This is a genomic window from Curvibacter gracilis ATCC BAA-807, from assembly GCF_000518645.1.
In the GTDB taxonomy this organism is placed as follows: domain Bacteria; phylum Pseudomonadota; class Gammaproteobacteria; order Burkholderiales; family Burkholderiaceae_C; genus Curvibacter; species Curvibacter gracilis.
In genome coordinates, this window is sequence record NZ_KI912468.1 from 127,582 (window position 1) to 150,353 (window position 22,772).

General features: G+C 66.9%; 20 protein-coding genes. 11 read left to right on the forward strand and 9 right to left on the reverse strand.

Translation table 11 applies throughout. The features are described 5' to 3' along the window. Nucleotides 1-13: 13 nt before the first annotated feature. A complete protein-coding gene (locus tag L880_RS34070) occupies nucleotides 14-493 on the forward strand; it encodes an HVO_A0114 family putative DNA-binding protein (RefSeq protein ID WP_043331177.1) in 480 nt (159 codons plus the stop codon). Between the two features lie 89 nt (nucleotides 494-582). On the opposite strand, the gene htpG is transcribed toward L880_RS34070, so the two are convergent. From htpG to L880_RS0130930, 8 genes are all read right to left on the reverse strand, one after another. Then, nucleotides 583-2,529, reverse strand: coding sequence for a molecular chaperone HtpG (gene htpG / locus L880_RS0130895; RefSeq protein WP_027478892.1), 1,947 nt, complete (start codon nucleotides 2,527-2,529; stop codon nucleotides 583-585). A gap of 204 nt (nucleotides 2,530-2,733) precedes the next feature. Further along, nucleotides 2,734-3,708, reverse strand: coding sequence for a 1-phosphofructokinase family hexose kinase (locus tag L880_RS0130900; protein ID WP_027478893.1), 975 nt, complete (start codon nucleotides 3,706-3,708; stop codon nucleotides 2,734-2,736). Nucleotides 3,709-3,798: 90 nt separating this feature from the next. Next, nucleotides 3,799-4,731: an exopolyphosphatase gene (locus L880_RS0130905; protein ID WP_027478894.1), complete on the reverse strand. Its 933-nt coding sequence runs from the start codon at nucleotides 4,729-4,731 to the stop codon at nucleotides 3,799-3,801. A 152-nt stretch (nucleotides 4,732-4,883) separates the two neighbouring features. Next, nucleotides 4,884-6,137, reverse strand: coding sequence for a pseudouridine synthase (locus L880_RS0130910; protein ID WP_084461798.1), 1,254 nt, complete (start codon nucleotides 6,135-6,137; stop codon nucleotides 4,884-4,886). A 76-nt stretch (nucleotides 6,138-6,213) separates the two neighbouring features. Next, complete coding sequence (locus L880_RS0130915; RefSeq protein WP_027478896.1) at nucleotides 6,214-8,568, reverse strand: bifunctional diguanylate cyclase/phosphodiesterase; 2,355 nt, start codon at nucleotides 8,566-8,568, stop codon at nucleotides 6,214-6,216. Next, nucleotides 8,568-9,176, reverse strand: coding sequence for a methylamine utilization protein (locus L880_RS34075; protein ID WP_245615454.1), 609 nt, complete (start codon nucleotides 9,174-9,176; stop codon nucleotides 8,568-8,570). The genes L880_RS0130915 and L880_RS34075 overlap by 1 nt, the downstream gene beginning before the upstream one ends. Nucleotides 9,177-9,304: 128 nt before the next feature. Beyond that, entirely contained in the window at nucleotides 9,305-9,655 is a 351-nt protein-coding gene (locus tag L880_RS0130925; protein WP_027478897.1) for a PilZ domain-containing protein, read from the reverse strand. 181 nt (nucleotides 9,656-9,836) lie between these two features. Beyond that, nucleotides 9,837-10,553: a Crp/Fnr family transcriptional regulator gene (locus L880_RS0130930; protein WP_027478898.1), complete on the reverse strand. Its 717-nt coding sequence runs from the start codon at nucleotides 10,551-10,553 to the stop codon at nucleotides 9,837-9,839. 159 nt (nucleotides 10,554-10,712) lie between these two features. Here L880_RS0130930 and L880_RS0130935 point away from each other — a divergent pair, with 159 nt between their 5' ends. The 10 genes from L880_RS0130935 (at nucleotide 10,713) to L880_RS0130985 (ending at nucleotide 22,498) form a co-directional block, all read left to right on the forward strand. Beyond that, nucleotides 10,713-12,659, forward strand: coding sequence for an AMP-dependent synthetase/ligase (locus L880_RS0130935; protein ID WP_027478899.1), 1,947 nt, complete (start codon nucleotides 10,713-10,715; stop codon nucleotides 12,657-12,659). 16 nt (nucleotides 12,660-12,675) lie between these two features. Next, nucleotides 12,676-13,461, forward strand: coding sequence for an ABC transporter ATP-binding protein (locus L880_RS0130940; protein WP_019577245.1), 786 nt, complete (start codon nucleotides 12,676-12,678; stop codon nucleotides 13,459-13,461). A 16-nt stretch (nucleotides 13,462-13,477) separates the two neighbouring features. After that, nucleotides 13,478-14,407 (forward strand): branched-chain amino acid ABC transporter permease, encoded by a 930-nt coding sequence (locus L880_RS0130945; protein WP_027478900.1) that lies wholly within the window; start codon nucleotides 13,478-13,480, stop codon nucleotides 14,405-14,407. Nucleotides 14,408-14,561: 154 nt separating this feature from the next. Continuing rightward, complete coding sequence (locus L880_RS0130955; RefSeq protein WP_027478901.1) at nucleotides 14,562-15,638, forward strand: branched-chain amino acid ABC transporter permease; 1,077 nt, start codon at nucleotides 14,562-14,564, stop codon at nucleotides 15,636-15,638. A gap of 249 nt (nucleotides 15,639-15,887) precedes the next feature. Then, nucleotides 15,888-17,222 (forward strand): ABC transporter substrate-binding protein, encoded by a 1,335-nt coding sequence (locus L880_RS0130960; RefSeq protein ID WP_027478902.1) that lies wholly within the window; start codon nucleotides 15,888-15,890, stop codon nucleotides 17,220-17,222. Between the two features lie 69 nt (nucleotides 17,223-17,291). Next, on the forward strand, nucleotides 17,292-18,101 hold the full coding sequence (locus L880_RS0130965; protein ID WP_027478903.1) for an ABC transporter ATP-binding protein: 810 nt from the start codon (nucleotides 17,292-17,294) through the stop codon (nucleotides 18,099-18,101). Nucleotides 18,102-18,312: 211 nt separating this feature from the next. Continuing rightward, nucleotides 18,313-19,566, forward strand: a complete 1,254-nt coding sequence (locus L880_RS0130970) for a phenylacetate--CoA ligase family protein (RefSeq protein WP_027478904.1) — start codon at nucleotides 18,313-18,315, stop codon at nucleotides 19,564-19,566. Nucleotides 19,567-19,743: 177 nt separating this feature from the next. Then, nucleotides 19,744-20,721 carry a tripartite tricarboxylate transporter substrate-binding protein gene (locus L880_RS0130975; protein ID WP_027478905.1) on the forward strand — a complete coding sequence of 326 codons (978 nt, stop codon included), beginning with the start codon at nucleotides 19,744-19,746 and terminating at the stop codon, nucleotides 20,719-20,721. Nucleotides 20,722-20,915: 194 nt separating this feature from the next. Further along, nucleotides 20,916-21,371, forward strand: coding sequence for a MarR family winged helix-turn-helix transcriptional regulator (locus L880_RS0130980; protein ID WP_027478906.1), 456 nt, complete (start codon nucleotides 20,916-20,918; stop codon nucleotides 21,369-21,371). A gap of 134 nt (nucleotides 21,372-21,505) precedes the next feature. Continuing rightward, nucleotides 21,506-22,498 carry a Bug family tripartite tricarboxylate transporter substrate binding protein gene (locus tag L880_RS0130985; protein ID WP_425389221.1) on the forward strand — a complete coding sequence of 331 codons (993 nt, stop codon included), beginning with the start codon at nucleotides 21,506-21,508 and terminating at the stop codon, nucleotides 22,496-22,498. A 39-nt stretch (nucleotides 22,499-22,537) separates the two neighbouring features. On the opposite strand, the gene L880_RS36195 is transcribed toward L880_RS0130985, so the two are convergent. After that, nucleotides 22,538-22,772 (reverse strand): hypothetical protein (locus L880_RS36195; protein WP_027478908.1); only part of this gene is annotated, 235 nt, incomplete at its 5' end.

Below are 22,772 nucleotides of genomic sequence, written 5' to 3' on the forward strand. Positions count from 1 at the left end.
TGGCCGCCGCCAAATGCAGTTTCTCGCGGGCGCCTCACAGGAAATCGCCGAGCAGGACAAGGCCAACCAGCGCTTGCCTCCGCCCAGCGTCGTCGACGACTTGATGGCGGTGATGCGCCTTCTTTCCGACAACCACGAGATGATTCAACTCATCCAAGGCCGCAAGGTGGCGACGGTGTCAGATTTGGCCACCGCGCTTGGACGCGAGCTGCCCAACGTGTCTCGCACGCTGTCCCGGATGGCGGCCTATGGTCTGGTCGGCTTCGATGGCAGCGCCCATGACGCTCGATCGAAGCGTCCCGTCTGGCTGCTGCACGAGGTGTCACCGGCCGGCGAAGACCTGGACTGGGTTCAGGCCTACTGCCTGGCCAGGGCCGTGAAGGCGCGGGCCAGCGGCGGAACCATCGGTGACCTGCCGACCCTGGAGAAAGCGGTCAGAGGCCTGGTCGAGTCAACAGCCAGGAAGCTGGAGCGGGCCGCTACCGCGCCCTGACAGCCTCCCCAGGCCGGTGGTCAAGCGAGAAAAAAGCCGGGGCCCGTCAGGGCCCCGGCTTCTCGTTGCAGGCGGAAAGATCAGGTCGATCAAGCCAACAGCGCGTTCACCCGCTTCACATAGGCCGCCGGGTCTTCCGGCAGGCCGCCTTCGGCCAGCAGGGCCTGGTCGAACAGGATGTGGGCCAGGTCGTTGAAGTGCACGCTGCCGTCAAGCTTCTTGACCAGGGGGTGTTCGGCGTTGACTTCGAGCACGGGCTTGGTCTCGGGGGCGCTTTGGCCGGCTTGCTTGAGCATGCGGGCCAGCTGGGTGCTCATGCCGCCGTCTTGCACCACCAGGCAGGCAGGCGAGTCGACCAGGCGGGTGGTCACGCGCACGTCTTCGGCCTTGTCTTTCAGGGCTTCCTTGAGCTTGGCGAGCAGGGGCTTGAAGGCTTCGGCGGCCTCTTCGGCGGCCTTCTTCTCGGCTTCGTCTTGCAGCTTGCCCAGGTCGACCGCGCCCTTGGCCACGCTTTGCAGCGGGGTGCCGTCAAAGTCGTGCAGGTAGTTGAGCGACCACTCGTCCACGCGGTCGGTCATCAGCAGCACTTCGATGCCCTTCTTCTTGAACACCTCCAGTTGCGGGCTGCTCTTGGCGGCGGCCAGGTTGTCGGCGGTGATGTAGTAGATGGCCTCCTGGCCTTCCTTCATGCGGGCCTTGTAGTCGGCCAGGCTCACGCTGACGGTGTCGCTCTGGGTGCTGGCGTAGCGCAGCAGCTTGGCCAGGCGATGGGTGTTGCCAAAGTCTTCGCCCAGGCCTTCTTTCAGCACGGCGCCAAACTCGGCGTAGAAGCGGGTGTACTTGCCCTCTTTGGCCTTGTCGTCGGCATCGACCACATCGGTCACACCGTCGGCGCCGGGGGTGGCGTCATGCTTGTCGTGCTTGGCCAGGTCTTCGAGCATGCTCAACACGCGCTTGGTCGAGCCTTCGCGGATGGCGCGCACGTCGCGGCTTTCCTGCAGCAACTCGCGGCTCACGTTCAGGGGCAGGTTGGCCGAGTCGATGATGCCCTTCACAAAGCGCAGGTAGGTGGGCATCAGGGCTTCGGCGTCGTCCATGATGAAGACGCGCTTCACGTACAGCTTGACGCCGGCCTTCTTGTCGCGGTTCCACAGGTCCATGGGGGCCTTGGCCGGGATGTACAGCAGCTGGGTGTACTCGGTGTTGCCTTCGACGCGGTTGTGCGACCAGGTGAGCGGGTCTTCAAAGTCGTGGCTGATGGCCTTGTAGAACTCGTTGTACTGCTCGGTGCTGATGTCTTTCTTGTTGCGCGTCCACAGGGCGCTGGCCTTGTTCACAGCCTCCCACTCGCCGGTGGGCACCATGCCGCCGGGCTGGTCGTTTTCGCCGTCTTTCCACTCTTCCTTTTCCATCAGGATGGGCAGGCTGATGTGGTCGGAGTACTTGTTGATGACCGACTTGAGCTTCCAGAGGTTGAGGTATTCCTCGGCGTCTTCGCGCAGGTGCAGGGTGATGCTGGTGCCGCGCTGGGCACGGGTGATGGTGTCCACCTCGAAGTCACCGGTGCCGCCGCTGACCCAGCGCACGCCTTCTTCGGCCTTCAGGCCGGCACGGCGCGATTCGACGGTGATCTTGTCGGCCACGATGAAGCCCGAGTAGAAGCCCACGCCAAACTGGCCGATGAGCTGGGCATCGGCCTTCTGGTCGCCGCTGAGCTTGCTGACAAAGTCTTTGGTGCCGCTCTTGGCGATGGTGCCCAGGTTGTCGATGGCTTCTTGCTGAGACAGGCCGATGCCGTTGTCGGTGATGGTGATGGTGCGGGCGGCCTTGTCGAAGGCCACGCGCACTTCGAGGTTGGGCGCGTCTTCGAACAGGGCGGCGTTGTTCAGGGCCTCGAAGCGCAGCTTGTCGCAGGCGTCGCTGGCGTTGGAGATCAGCTCACGCAGGAAGATCTCGGGGTTGGAGTACAGCGAGTGCGTGACAAGGTGCAGCAGTTGGGCCACTTCGGCCTGGAATGACAGGGTCTGTTTGCTCATGGTGTTTCTAGGGTGGGCTGTTGCAGTAGAAGATCTTCGGGGGTGGGCAGGCCACCCCGGCAGGCGTGAATTATGGGCGTTGCGCCGGCTTTCAAGAGGCAGCGGCAAAACACGGCAGAAAAGCAGGCAAATAGACTTCAAAGCCCGCCAAACTGCCGTCAACCCGTCATAAAAGCGCGGCCAGGCCCAGCCCCGCGGTACCGCTCAAATCGGCTGCAGCTGCACCTGGGGCAGCAGTTGCTGCACATCGTCGGGCCGGCACAGGGCCGTGCCGGGGTGCAGCAGGGCCGCGGCGCTGGCGGCCATGGCCTGGGCCAGGGCGCCGGGCCAGTCGACCGTGCCGCCGGTGCCGCCGGTGCCGACCGTACCGGCCTGCCCCGCCAGGGCAGCCACCAGGCCCCCCACAAAGCTGTCGCCGGCCCCGATGGTGCTGGCCACCGCCACCGGCAGCGGCGGGGCGCGCCAGGCCTGCTCAGGCGTGATCAGCAAGGCGCCCTGCTCGCCCAGGGTCAGGGCCACGGCCTGGGCCTGGCCGGCGGCCATGAGCTGGCGGGCGGCGCGCAACTGCTCGGCCTCGCCGGGCAGGGGCTGACCCACCAGCTCGGACAGCTCGCGCAGGCTGGGCTTGAACAGAAACACCCCGGCGCTCAGCGCGGCGCGCAGGGCCGGGCCGGAAGAATCGAGCACCAGGCGGGCGCCCTGGGCCTGGGCCTGCTGCGCCAGGCGCGCGTACAGATCATCGGGCACGCCAGGCGGCAGGCTGCCGCTGAGCACCCAGTAGCGCGCCCCGGCGCCATGGTGGGCCACGCCCAGCAGGGCCTGCTCGACCTCGGCGGGCTGCAGGCAGGGGCCGGGCAGCACAAAGCGGTAGTCCAGGCCGGTGCTGTTTTCGTGCACCGAGAAGCTTTCGCGGGTTTCGGCGGCAATGGGCAGGCCCTGGGCGGGCACGCCCTCCTGGGCCAGCAGGGTAGCCAGTTCGTGGCCGGTGACGCCGCCCTGGGTGTACAGGGCCAGGCAGTCGGCGCCCAGGCGGTGCAGCACCCGCGCCACATTGATGCCGCCACCGCCGGGGTGCATCACGGCCTCGCTGCAGCGCAGCTTGTGGGTGGGCTCCACCCGGTCGATGGCGCTGAGCACATCGAGGGCAGGGTTCAGGGTGAGGGTGAGGATGTCAGGCATGCGGTGGCCGGCCTGGGGCCGGGGCCTGGAACCGAGGTGGAGGGGGGGGTGGATGGGCGAGGCGCCTTGGGCACCCCGCCCGGTCCGGGGTCAGCCGTCGGCGTTGATGCGTTGCACCAGGGTCTTGAGCACCTCGTCGGCGCGGTCGTTGGCGATCTGGCAGGTGCCGGCCGCATTGTGGCCGCCGCCGCCGTATTCGAGCATCAGGTTGCCCACATGGGTCTTGCTGCTGCGGTCCAGGATCGACTTGCCGGTGGCCAGCACGGTGTTCTGCTTTTGCAGGCCCCACATCACGTGGATGGAGATGTTGGCGGTGGGGAACAGCGCGTAGATCATGAAGCGGTTCACCGCCCAGATGGTTTCCTCCTGGCGCAGGTCCAGCACCACCAGGTTGTCGATCTGGGTGGCGCAGCGCAGGATCTGCTCCTTGGCGCGGGCGGCGTGGTCAAAGTACAGGGTCACGCGCTCTTGCACGTCGGGCAGTTGCAGGATCTGCTCGATGGTGTGGTCGCGGCAGTACTTGATCAGGTCCATCATCAGCGTGTAGTTGCTGATGCGGAACTCGCGGAAGCGGCCCAGGCCGGTGCGCGAATCCATCAGGTAGTTCAGCAGCACCCAGCCCTTGGGGTCGAGGATGTCTTCGCGCGAGTACTGGGCCGAGTCGGCCTGGTCCACCGCGGCCATCATCTCGTCGGTGATGCGCGGGAAGGCGGCCTTGCCGCCGTAGTGGTTGAACACCACGCGGGCGGCCGAGGGGGCATGGGCCTCGATGATGTGGTTGGCGCGCTCACCGGTGTTGCGCACGGTTTCCGACTCGTGGTGGTCAAACACCAGGTGGGCGCCGGGCACGTAGGGCAGGTTGGTGGTGATGTCGCGCGAGCTGATGGCCACCTTGCCATCCTGCATGTCCTTGGGGTGAACAAAGGTGATCTCGTCGATCAGCTCCAGTTCGTTGAGCAGCACGGCGCACACCAGGCCATCAAAGTCGCTGCGGGTCACAAGACGGTATTTGTTCGAGCTCATCGGCATCTCCGGCAGATCGTTCAGGGCCCGGTTCGGGCCAGGGCCACATGTTACAGACTGTAGTCTGCGATTCAGTGCGCTGGCGCAAAAAATGCGCCCTCCCCGCCCCTCCCGCTTGCGCCCCACCCCTGGCGGGGTGGGTACCCGTGGCGTCAGAACTGCTCGCCGGGGCTCAGGTAGCGCCACTGCCCCACCGGCAGCTGGCCCAGCACCACGCGGCCGATGCGGATGCGCTTGAGGCCCACCACCTTCAGGCCCACTTGCTCGCACATGCGGCGAATCTGGCGCTTTTTGCCTTCTTTGAGCACAAAACGCAGCTGTTCGGGGTTTTGCCAGTCGACCTGGGCGGGGCGCAGGGGCTCGCCGTCCAGGCTCAGGCCGTGGCGCAGCAGATCGAGTTTCTCAGGGGGGAAGGCGGCCTGCACGTTGAGGGCCACGTCGCCGGTGACGGCGGCGTAGGTGACGCGCACCAGGTATTCCTTCTCGGTGTCGGAGTCTTCGCCGATCAGCTGGCGGGCCACGCGCCCGTCCTGGGTCAGCACCAGCAGGCCGACCGAGTCGATGTCGAGCCGGCCGGCCGGGGCCAGGCCGCGCAGCTGCGAGTGGTTGAAGCGGGTGCGGGCCGTGTCGCCATGCCAGTGGTTGGCCGCCTGCACCAGCACCACAGCGGGCTCGTGCCCGTCTTCGGCCTGGCCGCTCACGTAGCCCATGGGCTTGTGCAGCAGGATGGTGACCTGCTGCTCTTGCTGGCCCAGGGCCTCGGGGGCGATCTCGATGCGGTCGCTGTGCTTGACCTGCTGGCCCATCTCGGCCACCTCGCCGTTCACGCGCACCCAGCCTTTTTCGACCCAGTCGTCGGCCTCGCGGCGCGAGCACAGGCGCAGCTCGGCCATGCGCTTGTTCAGGCGCACGGTCTCGATGCCGCCTTCGGTGCGCGGGGCGCCTTCGGTGCGGGCGGGGCGTTCGCCACGGTCACCGCGCTCACCCCGGTCCGGGCGGCGCTCGGCACCCGGGGCCGGCAGCGGGCGCTTGACCGGGATGGGGGTGCGCTCGGCGGGCACGTTGTAGGTGCGGATGCCGGTGCGGGTGCTGAAGCGCTGGTCGTCCTGCGGGGCGCCGTCCTGGCGGTCGTCGCGGCGGGCACCGCGGGGGTCGTCACGTCGATCGTCACGACGGTCATCGCGCGGGCCGCCACGGGGCGCACCGCCGGTGCGGGGGCCGCCCGGGCCGCTGCGGGGGCCGGCCCCCGGGCCACGGCGGTCGCCCGCATCACGGTTGCCGCCAGGGGCGGGGCCACGGCGGCCGGCCGAGGGCGGGCGGGCCGCGCCGCCGCTGCGGGGGCTGGCGGCCTTGTCGCCTTCGGGGCGCGGTGCGCGCAGGGTGAGTCGGGGTTTGGAGTCGGACATGCTGATGAGGTGAAAGCCGCAGCGCCTGCGAAGCGTGCCAGGCGGCTGCGTGTTGGAACCGGGAATATCGGGAAACTCAGGCGGCGGGGGCTGTCACGGCCGTCTGCTGTGCGCACCAGGTCAGGAACGCCTCGGCCGGCAATGGCCGGCTGATGTGGTAGCCCTGGGCTTCGTCGCACTGGAGCTGGCCCAGCCGCTCCATGATGGCGGCGCTTTCGACGCCTTCAGCCACCACGCTGAGGCCCAGATTGTGCGCGAGGTCGATGGTCGATCGCACGATCTTGGCGTCGTCTTCGTCTTTTTCCATGCCCATGACGAAGGATTTGTCGATTTTCAGCTCGTCCACCGGCAGCCGTTTCAGGTAGGCCAGCGACGAATACCCGGTGCCGAAATCATCGATCGAGAGCTTGAATCCCTGCTCGGAGAGGCGGTTGAGCATGGTTTCGGCCCGCTGCGGGTCGTCCATGATGGCGCTCTCGGTGATCTCCAGACAAAAGCGTTCGGGCCGCACCTCGTGGCGCTGCAGCAGCGTGCCCAGGCGGGTGCTGAGTTCGGGGTCGAGCAGGTCGCGGGTCGAGAGGTTGATCGAGATGCGCAGCCCCGCCAGGGGCTCGGGCAGGCCGGCGATCAGGCGGGTGGCGGCCTCGAACATCCACAGGGTGAGCTGGCGCACAAAGCCGGTCTGCTCGGCAAAGGGGATGAAATCCATGGGCGGCACCAGGCCGCGCTGGGGGTGCTGCCAGCGCACCAGGGCCTCGGCGGCCAGCACCTGGCCACCGGGCAGGCTGACCTTGGGCTGCAGGAACAGGCGCAGCTCGTTGTGCTCCACCGCGCGGCGCATCTCGGTCAGCAGCGACAGCATCTGGCCGCTGGCCGAGTCGAAGGCAGCGTCGTACAGCAAGGCCCCGCTGAGCTTGCGCTTGGCGGTGTACATGGCGATCTCGGAGCGGCTCAGCAGCAGGTCGGCGTTGTCGGCATCGGCCGGCCAGCAGGCCACGCCCATGCCGGCGCTCAGGTCGATGGTCTGGTCGTCAAAGGCCAGGGGCACTTCAAAGGCGCGGGCGATGCGCTGGGTGAACTCCAGCGCCGCCTTGGCGTCGCAGCCCTGCAGCAGCACGGCAAATTCATTGCCGCCGCGGCGGGCCACCAGGTCGCCGGGCTCGGTGACCAGGTTCTGCAGCCGCCCGGCCACGGCCTGCAGCAGGCGGTCGCCAAAGGCATAGCCCAGCACATCGTTGACGTGCTTGAAGCGGTCCAGGTCCAGCGACACCACGGCCAGCGGGCGGGCCAGGGGGGTGTTGTCGCGGATGGCCTGCTCCAGCGCCTCGCGAAAACGTTCGCGGTTGGGCAGGCCGGTCAGCCGGTCCCAGTAGGCCAGGTGGCGGATCTCGCTTTGCTGATGATCGATGTCGACGCGCATGTGGTCGAAGGCGCGCGCCAGGTTGCCGATCTCGTCGCGCCGCTCCAGGTGGGCGATGGGGGTCTGGTACTCGCCAACGGCCAGGCGCTGGGTGGCCAGCAGCAGGTCGCGCAGCGGGGTGGTGATGCGCCGCGCCACCAGCGAGCTGCCCAGGGCCACCAGCAGCAGGCCGCCGCCGCTGATCAGCGCCAGCAGCCACTGCAGGCGCCGGTACGGGGCCAGCACCTCTTCGGCCGAGCGCAGCAGAATCGTCTCGACCTCACCGTTGCGGCTTTTCATGGGCACATGGCGGGCCAGCACCAGCTCGCTGCCGCCGCTGAGTTCGGCCCCCTCAGCCTGGGCCAGGGCGCGTTGGGTGACCTCGGGCGTGGTGGTGGAGAAGGCCAGCCGGCGCTGCCCTTCAGACTGGGTGACCAGCACCACATCCACCTGCAGCAGCAGGCCCATTTCCTTGCCCAGGTCCTGCGACACCGGGAAGCCCATCAGCACCCAGCCGATGATCAGCGGGGCGCGCATGGGCACCATCACGAACTGGTGGGGCACGCCCTGGATGACGATCAGCGGGGCGCCGGTGGGGTTGCGGCTCAAGTAGGCGGGCAAGTCGGCGATGAGGCGCTGGTCCAGCCCCATGTGCTCGTCGGCCAGGCTGGAGGCGGTGACCTTGAACTGCGGATCGAGAAAGGCCGTGACCGTGGCGCCGATGCGGCTGCCGTGGTTCTCCAGCACCGACTGCACAGTCTCCACATCGCCCGAATTGATGGCCGAACGAAAACCGTAGTCGGCCGCCAGCAGGGTGGCGCTGTCGCGCAGCTGCTCGACCTTTTGCGCCAGCATGCGCTCCCACACGTGCTCGGCAATGTCGAGCTCGCGGGCCACCTGGCGGCGGGCATTGGCCTCGATGCTCTGGCGCACCACGCCAAAGCCGGCGATCTGCACCACCAGCAAGAGCAACAGCGACAAGCCCACCAGCCGCGTGATCAGGCTGGCGGCGCCGCGTTTGAGGCGAGGGATCACGGTGTCAGCCCCGTCATGCGCACGCTGGCCGTGACGCTGCCACTGGCCGGCACCACCAGGGCCTGGTCGAGCGCGGCGGCGCCCACCGGCAGGCCGGGGTGCCAGCTGCGCAGGCGGTAATTGCCCGCCGGCACGTTGTCGAGGGTCAGGCGGCCGGCCTGGCTCAGGCCGTGGTAAGGGGTGTTGACCACCAGCACCCAGCCCACCATGGAGTCGTGGATGTTGCAGCCCAGCAGCACCACGCCCGGCTGGTCGAACAGCACCGGGTTGGCCGGCGTGCCCGCGTACAGCTTGAGTTCGAACTTCTTGGCCGGCGAAAAGGAATAGACGTGGTGGCGCACCTTGTCGCGGTTCGGAAAGGCCAGCTCGGTGCCCTTGGTCACCACCAACACCCGGGGCACGAATTCCTTGCCCTGTTGGGCCATCTCGGCGCCCTGCAAGGGTTTGACGGCCTTGGCCGCCTCGGGCGACTCGAGGAACACCACGGCGTCGGACAGGGGTTTGCCGGCCTCGTCGCGCAGCTCCAGCTGCACGCTGGCGGCCGAGCAGACCGTGCACACTGAAGCGGCCACGCCCGCCGCGATTCCGACCCAGATGCTGTTCATGGCCTTACCCCAGACAAATCAAGATGATGCACACCGCACGGTGCGCTTGTCATCAAATGTTACTTTGCCAATCCTACCCGCAAGCGTCGGGGCATGGGGCCTCCGGGCGGCGCGCCCCAGCAGGCGCCTCAGGCTTTGAGAAAGGCCTGCAGCCGGGCCTCTTCGGCCTGGCCCAGGGCCTGGAACTGAACGCCCACGCGGAACCCGCCTTCGCGCTGGCTCAACACGCTGTACACCACGGCGGCGCGCACGGCCAGCAGGGGTTGAGGTGTCTTGGCCGGCAGGGCGATGCGGATCAGGCAACGCCCACCGGGTTTGAGGTTCAAGGGGCTGGACAAGGCCACCCCGCCCTGCGAGATCTCGACCGTGCGCGCAGCCAAAGGGGCCGCGCCCTCCATCTCCAGCGTGGCGCTCAGTCGCACCAGTTTGCGGATACCGCTGCGCCGCTCGGGCTCGGATGTGGTCAGGGGGGCAGTCATGGGGGTGCGGGCCCCAGCCAGGTGAGGCGTTCAGATTGAGACAGGGGGGCGCGGACCGCCACCCCATTCAGCGCACGCATTATCGAGGCCGCCCGGGGCGGCCGGCGCACAGCCCACCAGGGCATGGGGTCTTGCCGCATTTCGGGCATTTTGGGCACTCAGGACGAACCGGCGGGCCGCCTCAGGCCCCGCCCTGCAGCGTGGAGCGCAGGCCCTCGGCCGACAGCACCCGCAGACCGCCGTACTCCACCCGGATGATCTGCTGGCGCTCCAGGTTGCGCAGCGCCTCGTTCACGCGCTGGCGCGACAGGCCCACCAGGTAGGCCAGTTCTTGCTGGGTGATGCGCAGCACCTCGCCCACACCAGGGTAGAGCACCGGGTTGAACAGCGCGGCCAGGCTGCGCGCCACGCGCACGTCAGGGTTGTTCATGCGGTCGATCTCGCGCGCCGCGATGAACTGGCCCAGGCGCTCGTTGAGCTGGTTCATGACAAAGCGGTTGAAGCCCAGCGAGTGGTCCAGCAGCCAGTGGAACTCTTCCAGCGGCAGGCCCGCCACCACGCTGCGGCGCAAGGCCTGGATGTTGTAGCGGTAGGGCTCGCGTTTCATGGCCGTGCCCTCGCCAAACCAGCCGCCCGGGGGCACGCCGGTGAAGGTGATGGGGTGGCCCTGGGCGCTGTCGGCGCTCATCTTCAGCAGGCCCTCGACCACGCCGAACCAATAGTTCACGGGCCGGCCCATGCGACAGATGTAGTCGCCCGGCAGGGCATCGCCCACCACCAGCATGGGCTCGATGCGTTCGCGCTCGATGGGCTGCAGGTGGTGCAGCCAGGGGATGCCGGCCATTTCCTCCGCCGTCGGGGGGCGACGACGCTGATACAACGCAGACTCGCTGGCCATGCAACACCTCCGGGACAGAACTGGGGAAAGTCCGAACAAGGGACAACCCGCAAATTGTCATTGCAACGACAACACGACGTCAAACCCCTGCATACGATTCGTTGCATACCGGCGGCGACCGCAGAGTCCGCCCCATCCAACTGGAGACAAGGAACCGTCATGCACACCACGTTTCCCCGCCTGCTGCAAAAGCATGCGAGCGAGCGCCCCCAGGCGCCAGCGATCCGAGAAAAGGAATACGGCATCTGGCAGACCCGCAGCTGGTCTGACCTGGCGCATCTGGTCGAGCACATTGCCTGCGGCCTGCACCAGGCCGGCCTGGTGCGCGGCGAGCACATGGTGGTGATCGGGGCCAACCGGCCGCGCCTGTACGCCACCATGCTGGCGGCGCAGTCGCTGGGCGCGATCCCGATCCCGCTGTACCAGGACGCGGCCGCCGCCGAGTGCGTGTTTCCGCTCAACAACGCCGAAGTGCGCTACTGCCTGGTGGAAGACCAGGAGCAGGTGGACAAGATGCTGGAGGTGCGCGAGCATTACCCCGCCCTGAGCCACATCTATTACGACGACCCGCGCGGCCTGCGCAACTACACCGACCCGGGCCTGGGCGCACTCGACGAATTGGTGGCCAGCGGCCAGGTGTTTGCCCAGAACCACCCCGACTTCTGGCGCGAAGAGGTCGAGAAGGCCCAGCCCGACGATGTGGCGGCCATGTTCTTCACCTCGGGCACCACGGGCAACCCCAAGGGCGTGGTGCACACCCACCGGGCGCTGATCGACCGCGCCCAGGCCGGCGCCAGCTTTGACAAGCTGAGCTCGGCCGAAGAGGTGCTGGCCTACCTGCCGCCGGCCTGGATCGGGCAGAACATCTTCAGCTACTCGCAGTGGCTGAGCTGTGGCTACGTGGTCAACTGCCCCGAATCGGGCGCCACCGTGGCCATCGACCTGCGTGAAGTGGGCCCCACCTATTACTTTGCCCCGCCGCGCGTGTTCGAAGGGCTGCTGACCAGCGTGATGATCCGCATGGAAGACGCGGGCTGGCTCAAGCGCACGCTGTTCCACAAGTGCATGGCGATTGCCAAGCGCTTCGGCCCCGACCGCATGGACGGCAAGCCGATTGGCGCGCTTGGTGCCCTGCAGTACGGCCTGGGCAACCTGTTGATCTACGGCCCGCTGCGCAACACCCTGGGCCTGTCGCGGGTGCGGGTGGCCTACACCGCGGGCGAGGCCATCGGGCCGGACCTGTTCACCTTCTACCGCTCGATCGGCATCAACCTCAAGCAGCTGTATGGCTCCACCGAGACTGCCGTGTTCGTGTGCCTGCAGCCCGACCACGAGGCCCGTGCCGACACCGTGGGCGTCCCTTGTCAAGGTGTGGAGATCAAGGTGGCCGACAACGGCGAGATCCTGGTCAAGTCGCCCGGCCTGCTCAAGGAGTACTACAAGAACCCCAAGGCCACGGCCGAGGTGCTCAGCGCAGACGGCTGGTACCACACCAGCGATGCGGGCTTCATCGACTCGCACGGCCACCTGAAGATCATCGACCGTGTGAAGGATGTGGGCCGCCTCAAGGGCGGGGCCAACGACGGCGCCATGTTTGCGCCCAAGTACGTGGAGAACAAGCTCAAGTTCTTCCCGCACATCAAGGAGGCCGTGGCCCTGGGCGACGGGCGCGACCGGGTGTGCGTGATGCTGAACATCGACTTCGACGCGGTGGGCAACTGGGCCGAGCGGCGCAACCTGCCCTACGCCGGCTACACCGACCTGGCGCAAAAGCCCCAGGTCTACCAGCTGATGCTCGAGTGCGTGGAAAAGGTCAATGCCGACCTGGCCGCCGACGCCCTGCTGGCGGGCTCGCAGATCAGCCGCTTCCTGGTGCTGCACAAGGAGCTGGACGCCGACGATGGCGAGCTGACCCGCACCAACAAGGTCCGCCGTGGCTACATCGGCGAGAAGTACGCGGTGCTGGTCGATGCCCTGTATGGCGGCGCCACCGAGCAGTACATCGAGACCCAGGTCAAGTTCGAGGACGGCCGCACCGGCAGCGTCAGCGCCACGCTGAAGCTGTCGGACGCCAAGACCTTTGCCCCGGTGAAGACCGCAGCCTGACCCACAGCGAAGCAACATGAGCACCAAAAAGATTGGCGACGTCATCCTCGACGTCAAGAACATCAGCCTGCGGTTTGGCGGCGTGAAGGCCCTGACCGACATCTCGTTCAATGTGCGCGAGCACGAGATCCGCTCGATCATCGGCCCCAACGGCGCCGGCAAGAGCTCGATGCTCAACTGCATCAACGGGGTGTACACCCCGTCGGAGGGATCGATCACCTTCCGCGGCAAGACCTTTGACCACATGAACTCGCGCCAGGTGGCCGAGATGGGCGTGGCCCGCACCTTCCAGAACCTGGCGCTGTTCAAGGGCATGAGCGTGCTCGACAACATCATGTCGGGCCGCAACCTGAAGATCAAAAGCAACCTGCTGCTGCAGGCCCTGCGCATCGGCCCGGCCGAGCGCGAGGAGATCCGGCACCGCGAGTTCGTGGAACGCATCATCGACTTCCTCGAGATCCAGGCCTTCCGCAAGACGCCCGTGGGCCAGCTGCCCTACGGCCTGCAAAAGCGGGTCGACCTGGGCCGCGCCCTGGCCATGGAGCCGCAGGTGCTGCTGCTGGACGAGCCCATGGCCGGCATGAACGTGGAAGAGAAGCAGGACATGTGCCGCTTCATCCTCGACGTGAACGACGAGTTCGGCACCACCATCGTGTTGATCGAGCACGACATGGGCGTGGTGATGGACATCTCGGACCGCGTGGTGGTGCTGGACTACGGCAAGAAGATCGGCGACGGCGCGCCCGACGAAGTTCGCAACAACGAAGACGTGATCCGCGCCTACCTCGGCGCCGGACATTGATCAAGAGAGGCAGGACATGGCATTTTTTCTAGAAACCCTGATTGGCGGCCTGATGGCCGGCATGCTGTACTCCTTGGTCGCGCTGGGCTTTGTGCTGATCTACAAGGCCTCGGGCGTGTTCAACTTTGCGCAGGGCGCGATGGTGCTGTTCGCGGCCCTGGCGATGGCGCGTTTTGCCGAGTGGATTCCGGCCTGGACGGGCATCGACAACGCCATCGTGGCCAATCTGCTGGCCTTTGTGGTGGCGGGCGTGGTGATGTTCGCGGTGGCCTGGGCCATCGAGTTTCTGGTGCTGCGCCACCTGGTCAACCAGGAGGGCGCCACCCTGCTGATGGCCACGCTGGGCATCACCTACTTCATGGAAGGCCTGGGCCAGTCGCTGTTCGGCAGCGACGTCTACAAGATCGACGTGGGCATGCCCAAAGACCCGATGTTCGCGCTCGAGTCGCTGTTCCAGGGCGGCATCCTGATCAACAAGGAAGACGTGATCGCCGCCGCCATCGCCGCAGCCCTGGTGGCCGCGCTCAGCGTGTTCTTCCAGAAGACCGCCACCGGCCGGGCCCTGCGCGCCGTGGCCGACGACCACCAGGCCGCGCAGTCGATCGGCATCCCGCTCAACCGCATCTGGGTGATCGTGTGGTGCGTGGCCGGCGTGGTGGCCCTGGTGGCCGGGATGATCTGGGGCAGCAAGCTGGGCGTGCAGTTCTCGCTGGCCACCGTGGCCCTGCGCGCCCTGCCGGTGGTGATCCTGGGCGGCCTGACCTCGGTGCCCGGCGCCATCATCGGCGGCCTGATCATCGGCGTGGGTGAAAAGCTCTCCGAGGTCTACCTCGGCCCCTTCGTGGGCGGCGGCATCGAGATCTGGTTCGCCTACGTCCTGGCCCTCGTCTTCCTGCTGTTCAGACCCCAAGGTTTGTTCGGCGAAAAGATCATCGATCGCGTATGAAATACGCGATGAATCCGAAGGATTCCGGGCCGGTCACGGCCAGCGATGAGCTTTCGGCGCAGGCTGACTTGCACCGCAAGTCAAGCGCAGCGGGCCGGAGCCAAAAGATCATCGATCCCGTCTAAGCCACAACAAGAACACCAGGAGACACACCATGCTCTACCGTGAGAACGGTCAGTTCAAGACCACCTACCGCGCCGACCAGCAGATCTTCCCGATCACGCAGGACCGCATCTTCATCCTCGCCCTGCTGGCCCTGGCCTTTGTGGTGGTGCCGCTGACGGCCAGCGACTACCTGTTCCGCGCCATCCTGATCCCGTTTGTGATCATGTCGCTGGCCGCGCTGGGGGTGAACATCCTGGTGGGTTACTGCGGCCAGATCTCGCTGGGCTCGGGCGCCTTCATGGCGGTGGGTGCCTACGGGGCCTACAACTTCTTTGCCCGCATCCCCGGCATGCCGCTGATCCCCACGCTGATCCTCGGCGGCCTGTGTGCCACGGCCTTCGGCATTCTGTTCGGCCTGCCCAGCCTGCGGGTGAAGGGGCTGTACCTGGCCGTGGCCACGCTGGCGGCACAGTTCTTTGCCGACTGGATGTTCCTGCGCATCAAGTGGTTCACGCTGGACAACTCCTCGGGCTCGGTGGCGGTGTCCAACCTGCAGGTGTTCGGCTTTGCGCTGGAGAGCGACGTGAGCAAGTACCTGTTCTGCCTGTGCGCCCTGGCGGTGATCGCCCTGGGGGCCAAGAACCTGGTGCGCGGCGCCATCGGCCGCGAGTGGATGGCCATCCGCGACATGGACGTGGCGGCGGCCGTGATCGGCATCCGCCCCATGTACGCCAAGCTCAGCGCCTTCGCGGTCAGCTCGTTCATCATCGGCGTGGCCGGTGCGCTGTGGGCCTTCTTCTACCTGGGCGCCTGGGAGCCGGGCGCCTTCTCGGTGGACCTGTCGTTCAAGCTGCTGTTCATGGTGATCATCGGCGGGCTGGGTTCGATCATGGGCAGCTTCTTCGGCGCCGCCTTCATCGTGATCCTGCCAATTGCGCTGAACCAGTTCCTGCCCTTCCTGGCCGGCCTGATCGGGCGCGACATCAGCACCACCGCGGCCTCGCATGCTGAGCTGATGATCTTTGGCGGCCTGATCGTGTGGTTCCTGATCGTCGAGCCGCATGGCCTGGCCAAGCTGTGGTCCACAGCAAAACAAAAGCTGCGCCTCTGGCCCTTCCCTCACTGAAGAACATGGCCCCCACGCTCCCTCACTTCGTGTGCTCGCACGTGCGACCGCGAGACGCGGACGCTCTTCGAGCCTGTCCAAGCCTGCGCAGGCAGGCTCGGAGCCGCAGGTCTCAGCCCCCCAAGGGGGCCCCAGCCGCCTTGGGGCGGCCCGGCGCCGGCTGGCTGACCCCCACGCTCCCTCACTTCGTGTGCTCGCTGCCCATTTTTTCCTGACCGTGCTTTTCCAACCTCAATAACGGAGACAACCATGAAGATTCGCAAACTGGCCCTCGCCGCCACCCTGCTTGCTGCAGGCGTTTCCTCCCTCGTCGGCACGTCGGCCTTCGCCCAGGCGAAGGAGCAGTACATGCCGGTGCTGTCGTACCGCACGGGCCCCTACGCGCCCAACGGCACGCCGATTGCCAACGGCATCGTCGACTACTACAAGCTCGTCAACGCGCGTGGCGGCATCAATGGCGTGAAGCTGCTGATCGAAGAGTGCGAGACCGGCTACGACACCGCGCGCAGCGTGGAGTGCTATGAGCGCCTCAAGGGCAACCATGGCGGTGCGGCCGTGATCCAGCCCTGGTCCACCGGCGCCACCTTTGCCATCACCGAAAAAGCCCCCACCGACAAGATCCCGCTGGTGACCCTGGGCTATGGCCGCAGCGAGAGCGCCGACGGCACGGTGTTCAAGTGGAACTTCCCCCTGGCCGGCAACTACTGGGTGGCGGGCGATGTGCTCGTGCAGGCCATCGGCAAGAAGGAAGGCGGGCTGGACAAGCTCAAGGGCAAGAAGATCGCCCTGGTCTACCACGACAGCCCCTTCGGCAAAGAGGCCCTGCCCATCATCCAGGAGCGCGCCAAGGCGCACGGCTTTGAGCTGCAGCTGCTGCCGGTGACGGCCCCGGGCGTGGAGCAGAAGGCCACCTGGCTGCAGATCCGCCAGTCGCGCCCCGACTACACGATTCTGTGGGGCTTCGGCGTGATGAACTCCACCGCCCTGAAGGAAGCCCAGGCCACCGGCTACCCGCGCGAGAAGATGTACGGCGTGTGGTGGTCGGGTGCCGAACCCGATGTGCGTGACGTGGGCGACGGCGCCAAGGGCTACAACTCGGTGGCGCTGCAGAACAGCTCCGACTTCGACGCCAAGCTGGTCAAGGAAACCCTGGCCACCCTGCATGCCAAGGGCCAGGGCACCGGTCCCAAGGAGGAAGTGGGCCAGGTGCTGTGGCTGCGCGGCGCGATGAGCGCCATGCTGACCGTCGAAGGCATCCGTGCCGCCCAGGAGCGCTTCGGCAAGGGCAAGGTCATGAACGGCGACCAGGTGCGTTGGGGCCTCGAAAACCTGAACCTGACCCAGGCCAAACTCGATGCGCTGGGCTTTGGCGGCGTGCTGCGCCCCATCAGCACCTCGTGCCAGGACCACATGGGCGCCTACTGGGCCCGCATGCACACCTGGGACGGCAAGGCCTGGAAGATCAGCAGTGACTGGATGCAGGGTGACGAACAGATCATCAAGCCCATGGTCAAGGCAGCGGCCGCCAAGTACGCCGCCGAGAAGAAGCTGACGCCCCGCACCCCGGCCGACTGCCAGTCGTGATGGACTGACGCAATGGTTCCGTGCCGGGCCAGCGCCCGGCACGCCCCGACCTCTCCACAAAGAAGTGCCATGGACAAACCCAACATCGTTCTCAACGTCAACGGCATCGAGGTGATCTACAACCACGTGATCCTCGTGCTCAAGGGCGTCTCTTTGCAGGTGCCCGAAGGCGGCATCGTGGCCATCCTGGGTGGCAACGGCGCCGGCAAGACGACCACGCTGCGCGCCATCTCCAACCTGCTCAAGGGCGAACGCGGCGAAGTCACCAAGGGCTCGATCGAGCTTCGGGGCGAGCGCATCGAGAACCTGTCGCCGGCCGACCTGGTCAAGCGCGGCGTGGTGCAGGTGATGGAGGGCCGACACTGCTTTGCCCACCTCACGATCGAAGAGAACCTGATGACCGGCTCGTACACCCGCGCCGACAAGGGCGAGGTGGCCGCCAACCTCGAGAAGGTCTACAACTACTTTCCGCGCCTGAAGACACGCCGCACCTCGCAGGCGGCCTACACCTCGGGCGGCGAGCAGCAGATGTGCGCCATCGGCCGCGCCCTGATGGCCAACCCCAGCATGGTGCTGCTCGACGAGCCCTCGATGGGCCTGGCGCCGCAGATCGTCGAAGAGGTGTTCAACATCGTGAAAGACCTCAACGCCAAGGAGAAGGTCACCTTCTTGCTGGCCGAGCAGAACACCAACATGGCCCTGAAGTACGCCGACTACGGCTACATCATGGAAAGCGGCCGCGTGGTGATGGACGGCGCCGCCAGCGACCTGGCCAGCAACGAAGACGTGAAAGAGTTCTACCTCGGCGTGGGCGGCGGCGAACGCAAGAGCTTCAAAGACGTGAAAAGTTACAAGCGCCGCAAGCGCTGGCTGGCATGACACCTTCTTTTCTGCGTCTGAACACCCCCTGCGCCTGGGCAAGACCCGAGGGCCTGCCCAGTGTCTGGCCAGGCGCGAGTCGCCCCTTGCAGGCGGCCAGCGCCTGGTCCGCATCAGCCGACCGGCCTGCCGCAAGCTGGGCTGCGACCCAGTTGGTGGCCACCGAATGGCCCCAAGCCCTGCCCGAGTCCACCCCTCACAGGAATTCACCATGACCTCAAGCTACGACGCGCTGGAAACGCGCACGCCGGCCGACCGCGAAGCGGCACTCATGGCCGCCCTGCCCACGCAAGTGGCCCATGCCCAGGCCCGCACCGCGGCCTTTGGCCAGGTGCTGGCCGGGGTGGAGGCGGCGCGCATCGACAGCCGCGCCGCCCTGGCCCAGTTGCCGGTGACGCGCAAGCACGAGCTGCTGGAGCGCCAGCAGGCGGCCCGCGCCGCCGGCGGCAATGTGTTCGGCGGCTTCAGTGCGCTGGCTTTTGGCGCGGCCATGCCACGCGTGTTTGCCAGCCCGGGCACGCTGTACGAGCCCGAGGGCACGCGCCGCGATTACTGGCGCATGGCGCGCGCCATCCATGCCGCGGGCTTTCGGCCCGGCGAGCTGATCCACAACAGCTTCAGCTACCACTTTGTGCCGGCCGGCTCGATGATGGAAAGCGGCGCCCATGCGCTGGGCTGCACCGTGTTCCCGGGCGGCACCGGCCAGACCGAGCAGCAGGTGCAGGCCATGGCCGAGCTGCAGCCGGCGGGCTACATCGGCACGCCCAGCTTTCTGAAGATCCTGGTCGAGAAGGCGACCGAGCTGGGCCTGCCCCTGCCCAGCCTGCGCAAGGCCCTGGTCAGCGGCGAGGCCTTTCCGCCCTCGTTGCGCGACTGGCTGAAGGAGCGTGGCGTGGACGGCTACCAGTGCTATGCCACGGCCGATCTGGGCCTGATCGCCTACGAAACCCCGGCCCGCGAGGGCCTGGTGCTGGACGAGGGCGTGATCGTCGAGATCGTGCGCCCGGGCACCGGCGACCCGGTGCCCGAGGGCGAGGTGGGCGAGCTGGTGGTGACCACGCTGAACCCCGACTACCCGCTGATCCGCTTCGGCACCGGCGACCTGTCGGCCGTGCTGCCAGGCCCCTGCCCCACGGGCCGCACCAACACCCGCATCAAGGGCTGGATGGGCCGGGCCGACCAGACCACCAAGGTGCGCGGCATGTTTGTGCACCCGGGCCAGGTGGCCGAGGTGGCGCGGCGTTTTCCGCAGGTGCGCAAGGCGCGCCTGGTGGTCAGCGGCGAGATGGCCAACGACCAGATGGTGCTGCGGGTGGAGACCACCGAGATGGCCGAGGGCCTGGCCGGCGCCATCGCCGAGGCCATCCGCGAGGTGACCAAGCTGCGCGGCGAGGTCGAGCTGGTCAACCCCGGCAGCCTGCCCAACGACGGCAAGGTGATCGAGGACGCGCGCAGCTACCAGTGAGCCCTGCAGGCCGCGGTGCGGCCTGCCGCCTGACACCCGCCTGACGCCTAGTTGACCTTCGAGCCTCTAAGCCCTTGATGGCAAAGGGTTTTCTCCCGGTCGGGTACGTAGTTCCCGGGATGCCGACCGCAGCGTGCAGTGGCTATCATCCTTCGCACCATCAAGAAGGAGACTCACATGACCAAGCTGCTGCCCCTGGTGGCCCTGATCGCTGCATCGTTCAGCGCCCTGGCCGCCGACTTCCCCCTCAAGGACAAGCCGATCACCCTGGTGGTGCCCTTCTCGGCCGGCGGCCCGACCGACCGCGTGGCCCGCGACCTGTCCGAAGCCCTGCGCAAGCAGCTCGGCACCTCGGTGGTGATCGAGAACGCAGCCGGCGCCGGCAGCTCCATCGGCGCCGCCAAGGTGGCCCGCGCCACGCCCGACGGCCACACGCTGCTGGTGAACCACATTGCCATGGCCACCATGCCGGCCCTGGTGCGCAACCTGCCGTTCAAGGTCGAGTCCGACTTCGAGTACCTGGGCATCATCAACGACGTGCCCATGACCCTGATCGCCAAGCCCAGCATGCCGGCCAGCAACTACAAGGAACTGGCCACCTGGATCGGCCAGAACAAGGGCAAGATCAACCTGGGCAACGCGGGCGTGGGCTCGGCCTCGCACCTGTGCGGCCTGCTGTACCAGAACGCCATCGAGACCGACATGACCACCGTGCCCTACAAGGGCACCGCCCCGGCCATCACCGACCTGATCGGCGGCCAGATCGATCTGCTGTGCGACCAGACCACCAACACCACCAGCCAGATCGAAGGCAAGAAGGTCAAGGCCTACGCCGTGACCACGGCCAAGCGCCTGAGCACCCCCTTGCTGAAAGACCTGCCCACCCTGGCCGAGTCGGGCGTGAAGGACTTCCAGATCACCATCTGGCACGGTCTGTACGCCCCCAAGGGCACGCCGGCCGACATCCAGGTCAAGATCAACACCGCGCTGAAGGCCGCCCTCAAAGACCCCGACTTCATCAAGAAGCAGGAAGGCCTGGGCGCCGTGGTGGCCACCGACCGCCGCGTCGAACCGGCCGAACACAAGAAGTTCGTGCAGGCCGAGATCGCCAAATGGACCCCCATCATCAAGGCCGCTGGCGTGTACGCCGACTGATGCACGCTGGGCAGGGCGCGTTCCGCTGAAGGCGCCCCCTTTTTTGCACGCCCCCAGACCGCCTGCCTCGTTCGCGAGCCAGGCGGTTTTTGTTGGGGCAAGCCAGGGAAAGCCCGGGGGGGCCGGCTTGGTAACGATCGTTACCATCGATCGAAACATCCTTCGGTCATACGGCTCACACCGCTCATCCCCCCATGAATTCGCCCGATGCCCCGTTGTTTTCCAAGCTGGTGCGCTTGATGAACCTCACGGTGCGCCCCTTTCATGACCAGGTCGGGCGCCAACACCAGCTGACCCTCAATGAATGGCGTGTGATGGCCTTGCTGGCAGTGCAGCCCGGCCTGTCGGCCGCCCGGCTGTCCGAGCTGACAGGGCTGGACAAGATGTCGATCAGCCGCGCGCTGGCGGGCCTGACAGCGCAGGACCGGCTGCAGCGAAGCCCCGATCCGCATGACCAACGTCGTCAGTGCCTGCAATTGAGCCCGCAGGGCCTGGCCCTGCACCAGCAGATCCAGCCCCTGGCAAATGAGCGCGAGGCAGAGCTGTTCCGGGGCCTGAACCCGGCGCGCCGCATGCGGCTCGAAAAAAGCCTGGACGATCTGATCGAGGTGCTTTCGCAGGAACAGGCCCTGCGCGGGCGCCCCCACTGATCCTGCCCCGGATCGCCCCAGCCCATCGATACCGGGCGGCCTGTGTTGCCGCCCACCTCACGGAGACAAGCATGACCCACCCCCGCCACACTGCCCGCACCACGGCCCTGCGCCGCCGCACCTGGCTGAGCCAAATGTCTGGTGGCCTGCTGGGTCTGACCCTGCTGCTGGGCCCCCTCGGTGCCCAGCAGGCCCTGGCCCAGAGCACCTGGCCCAACAAGCCTGTGCGCATCGTGGTGCCCTTTGCCCCGGGCGGCACCACCGACCTGCTGGCCCGCGCCATGGCCCCCGAGTTGCAGAAGGCCTTTGGCCAGGCATTTGTGATCGACAACCGAACCGGCGCCGGTGGCAACGTGGGCGCCGACATCGTGGCCAAGTCGCCCGCCGATGGCTACACCCTGCTGATGGGCACGGTGGGCACGCACGGCATCAACCGCGCGCTGTACGACAAGCTGCCCTACGACCCGATCAAGGACTTTGCGCCCATCACGCTGGTGGCCGCGGTGCCCAATGTGATGGTGGTGAACGCCGAGAAGGCGCGCGAGATGAACATCAACAACGTGCAGGATTTCATCCGCGTGGCCAAGGCCAGCCCGGGCAAGCTGAACATGGCGTCGAGCGGCAACGGCACCTCGATCCACCTGGCGGGCGAGCTGTTCAAGAGCATGACGGGCACCTACATGATCCACTTCCCCTACCGGGGCTCGGGCCCGGCCCTGATGGACCTGGTGGGCGGCAACATGGACGTGATGTTCGACAACCTTCCCTCGGCCATGCAGCAGATCAAGGCCGGCAAGCTCAAGGCCCTGGCCGTGACCAGCGCACAGCGCTCACCCGCCCTGCCCGACGTGCCCACCGTGGAACAGGCCGGCGGCCCCAGCCTGAAGGGCTTCGAAGCCAGCTCCTGGTTCGGCCTGCTGGCCCCGGCCGGCACGCCACCCGAGATCGTGAACCGCATCCAGCAGGAGGTGGCCAAGGCGTTGGCGGCCCCCGCCTTCAAGGAAAAGCTGCAGGCACAGGGGGCGATACCGAGTGGTATCACGCCGGCTGAGTTTGCGAAGTTGATCGACAGTGAGCACCGGAAGTGGGCGCAGGTGGTGAAGGCTTCTGGGGCGAAGGTGGATTGACGACTGCGGCGCAGTAAAGCGGCTTTGGGGGCACTCGGGTCACTCGTGGTGGCCGTGTGCTTTGTCCACTTGCTTGTGGCTTTGTTGCGCCGCTTCGCTCTGTTCGTTCTGTTCCTTGTTTGAGGTCGGAGGCCGGGATTGCGCCCCGGCGGGCGCCTCACTTTCTTTGTCTCGCCAAAGAAAGTAAGCAAAGAAAGGCGACCCGACGTGCACGCCCTGCTGCGCAGGGTCCGCTGCGCTGCTCAACTTGGGCGGGGTCTCGCTAAACTCGCTG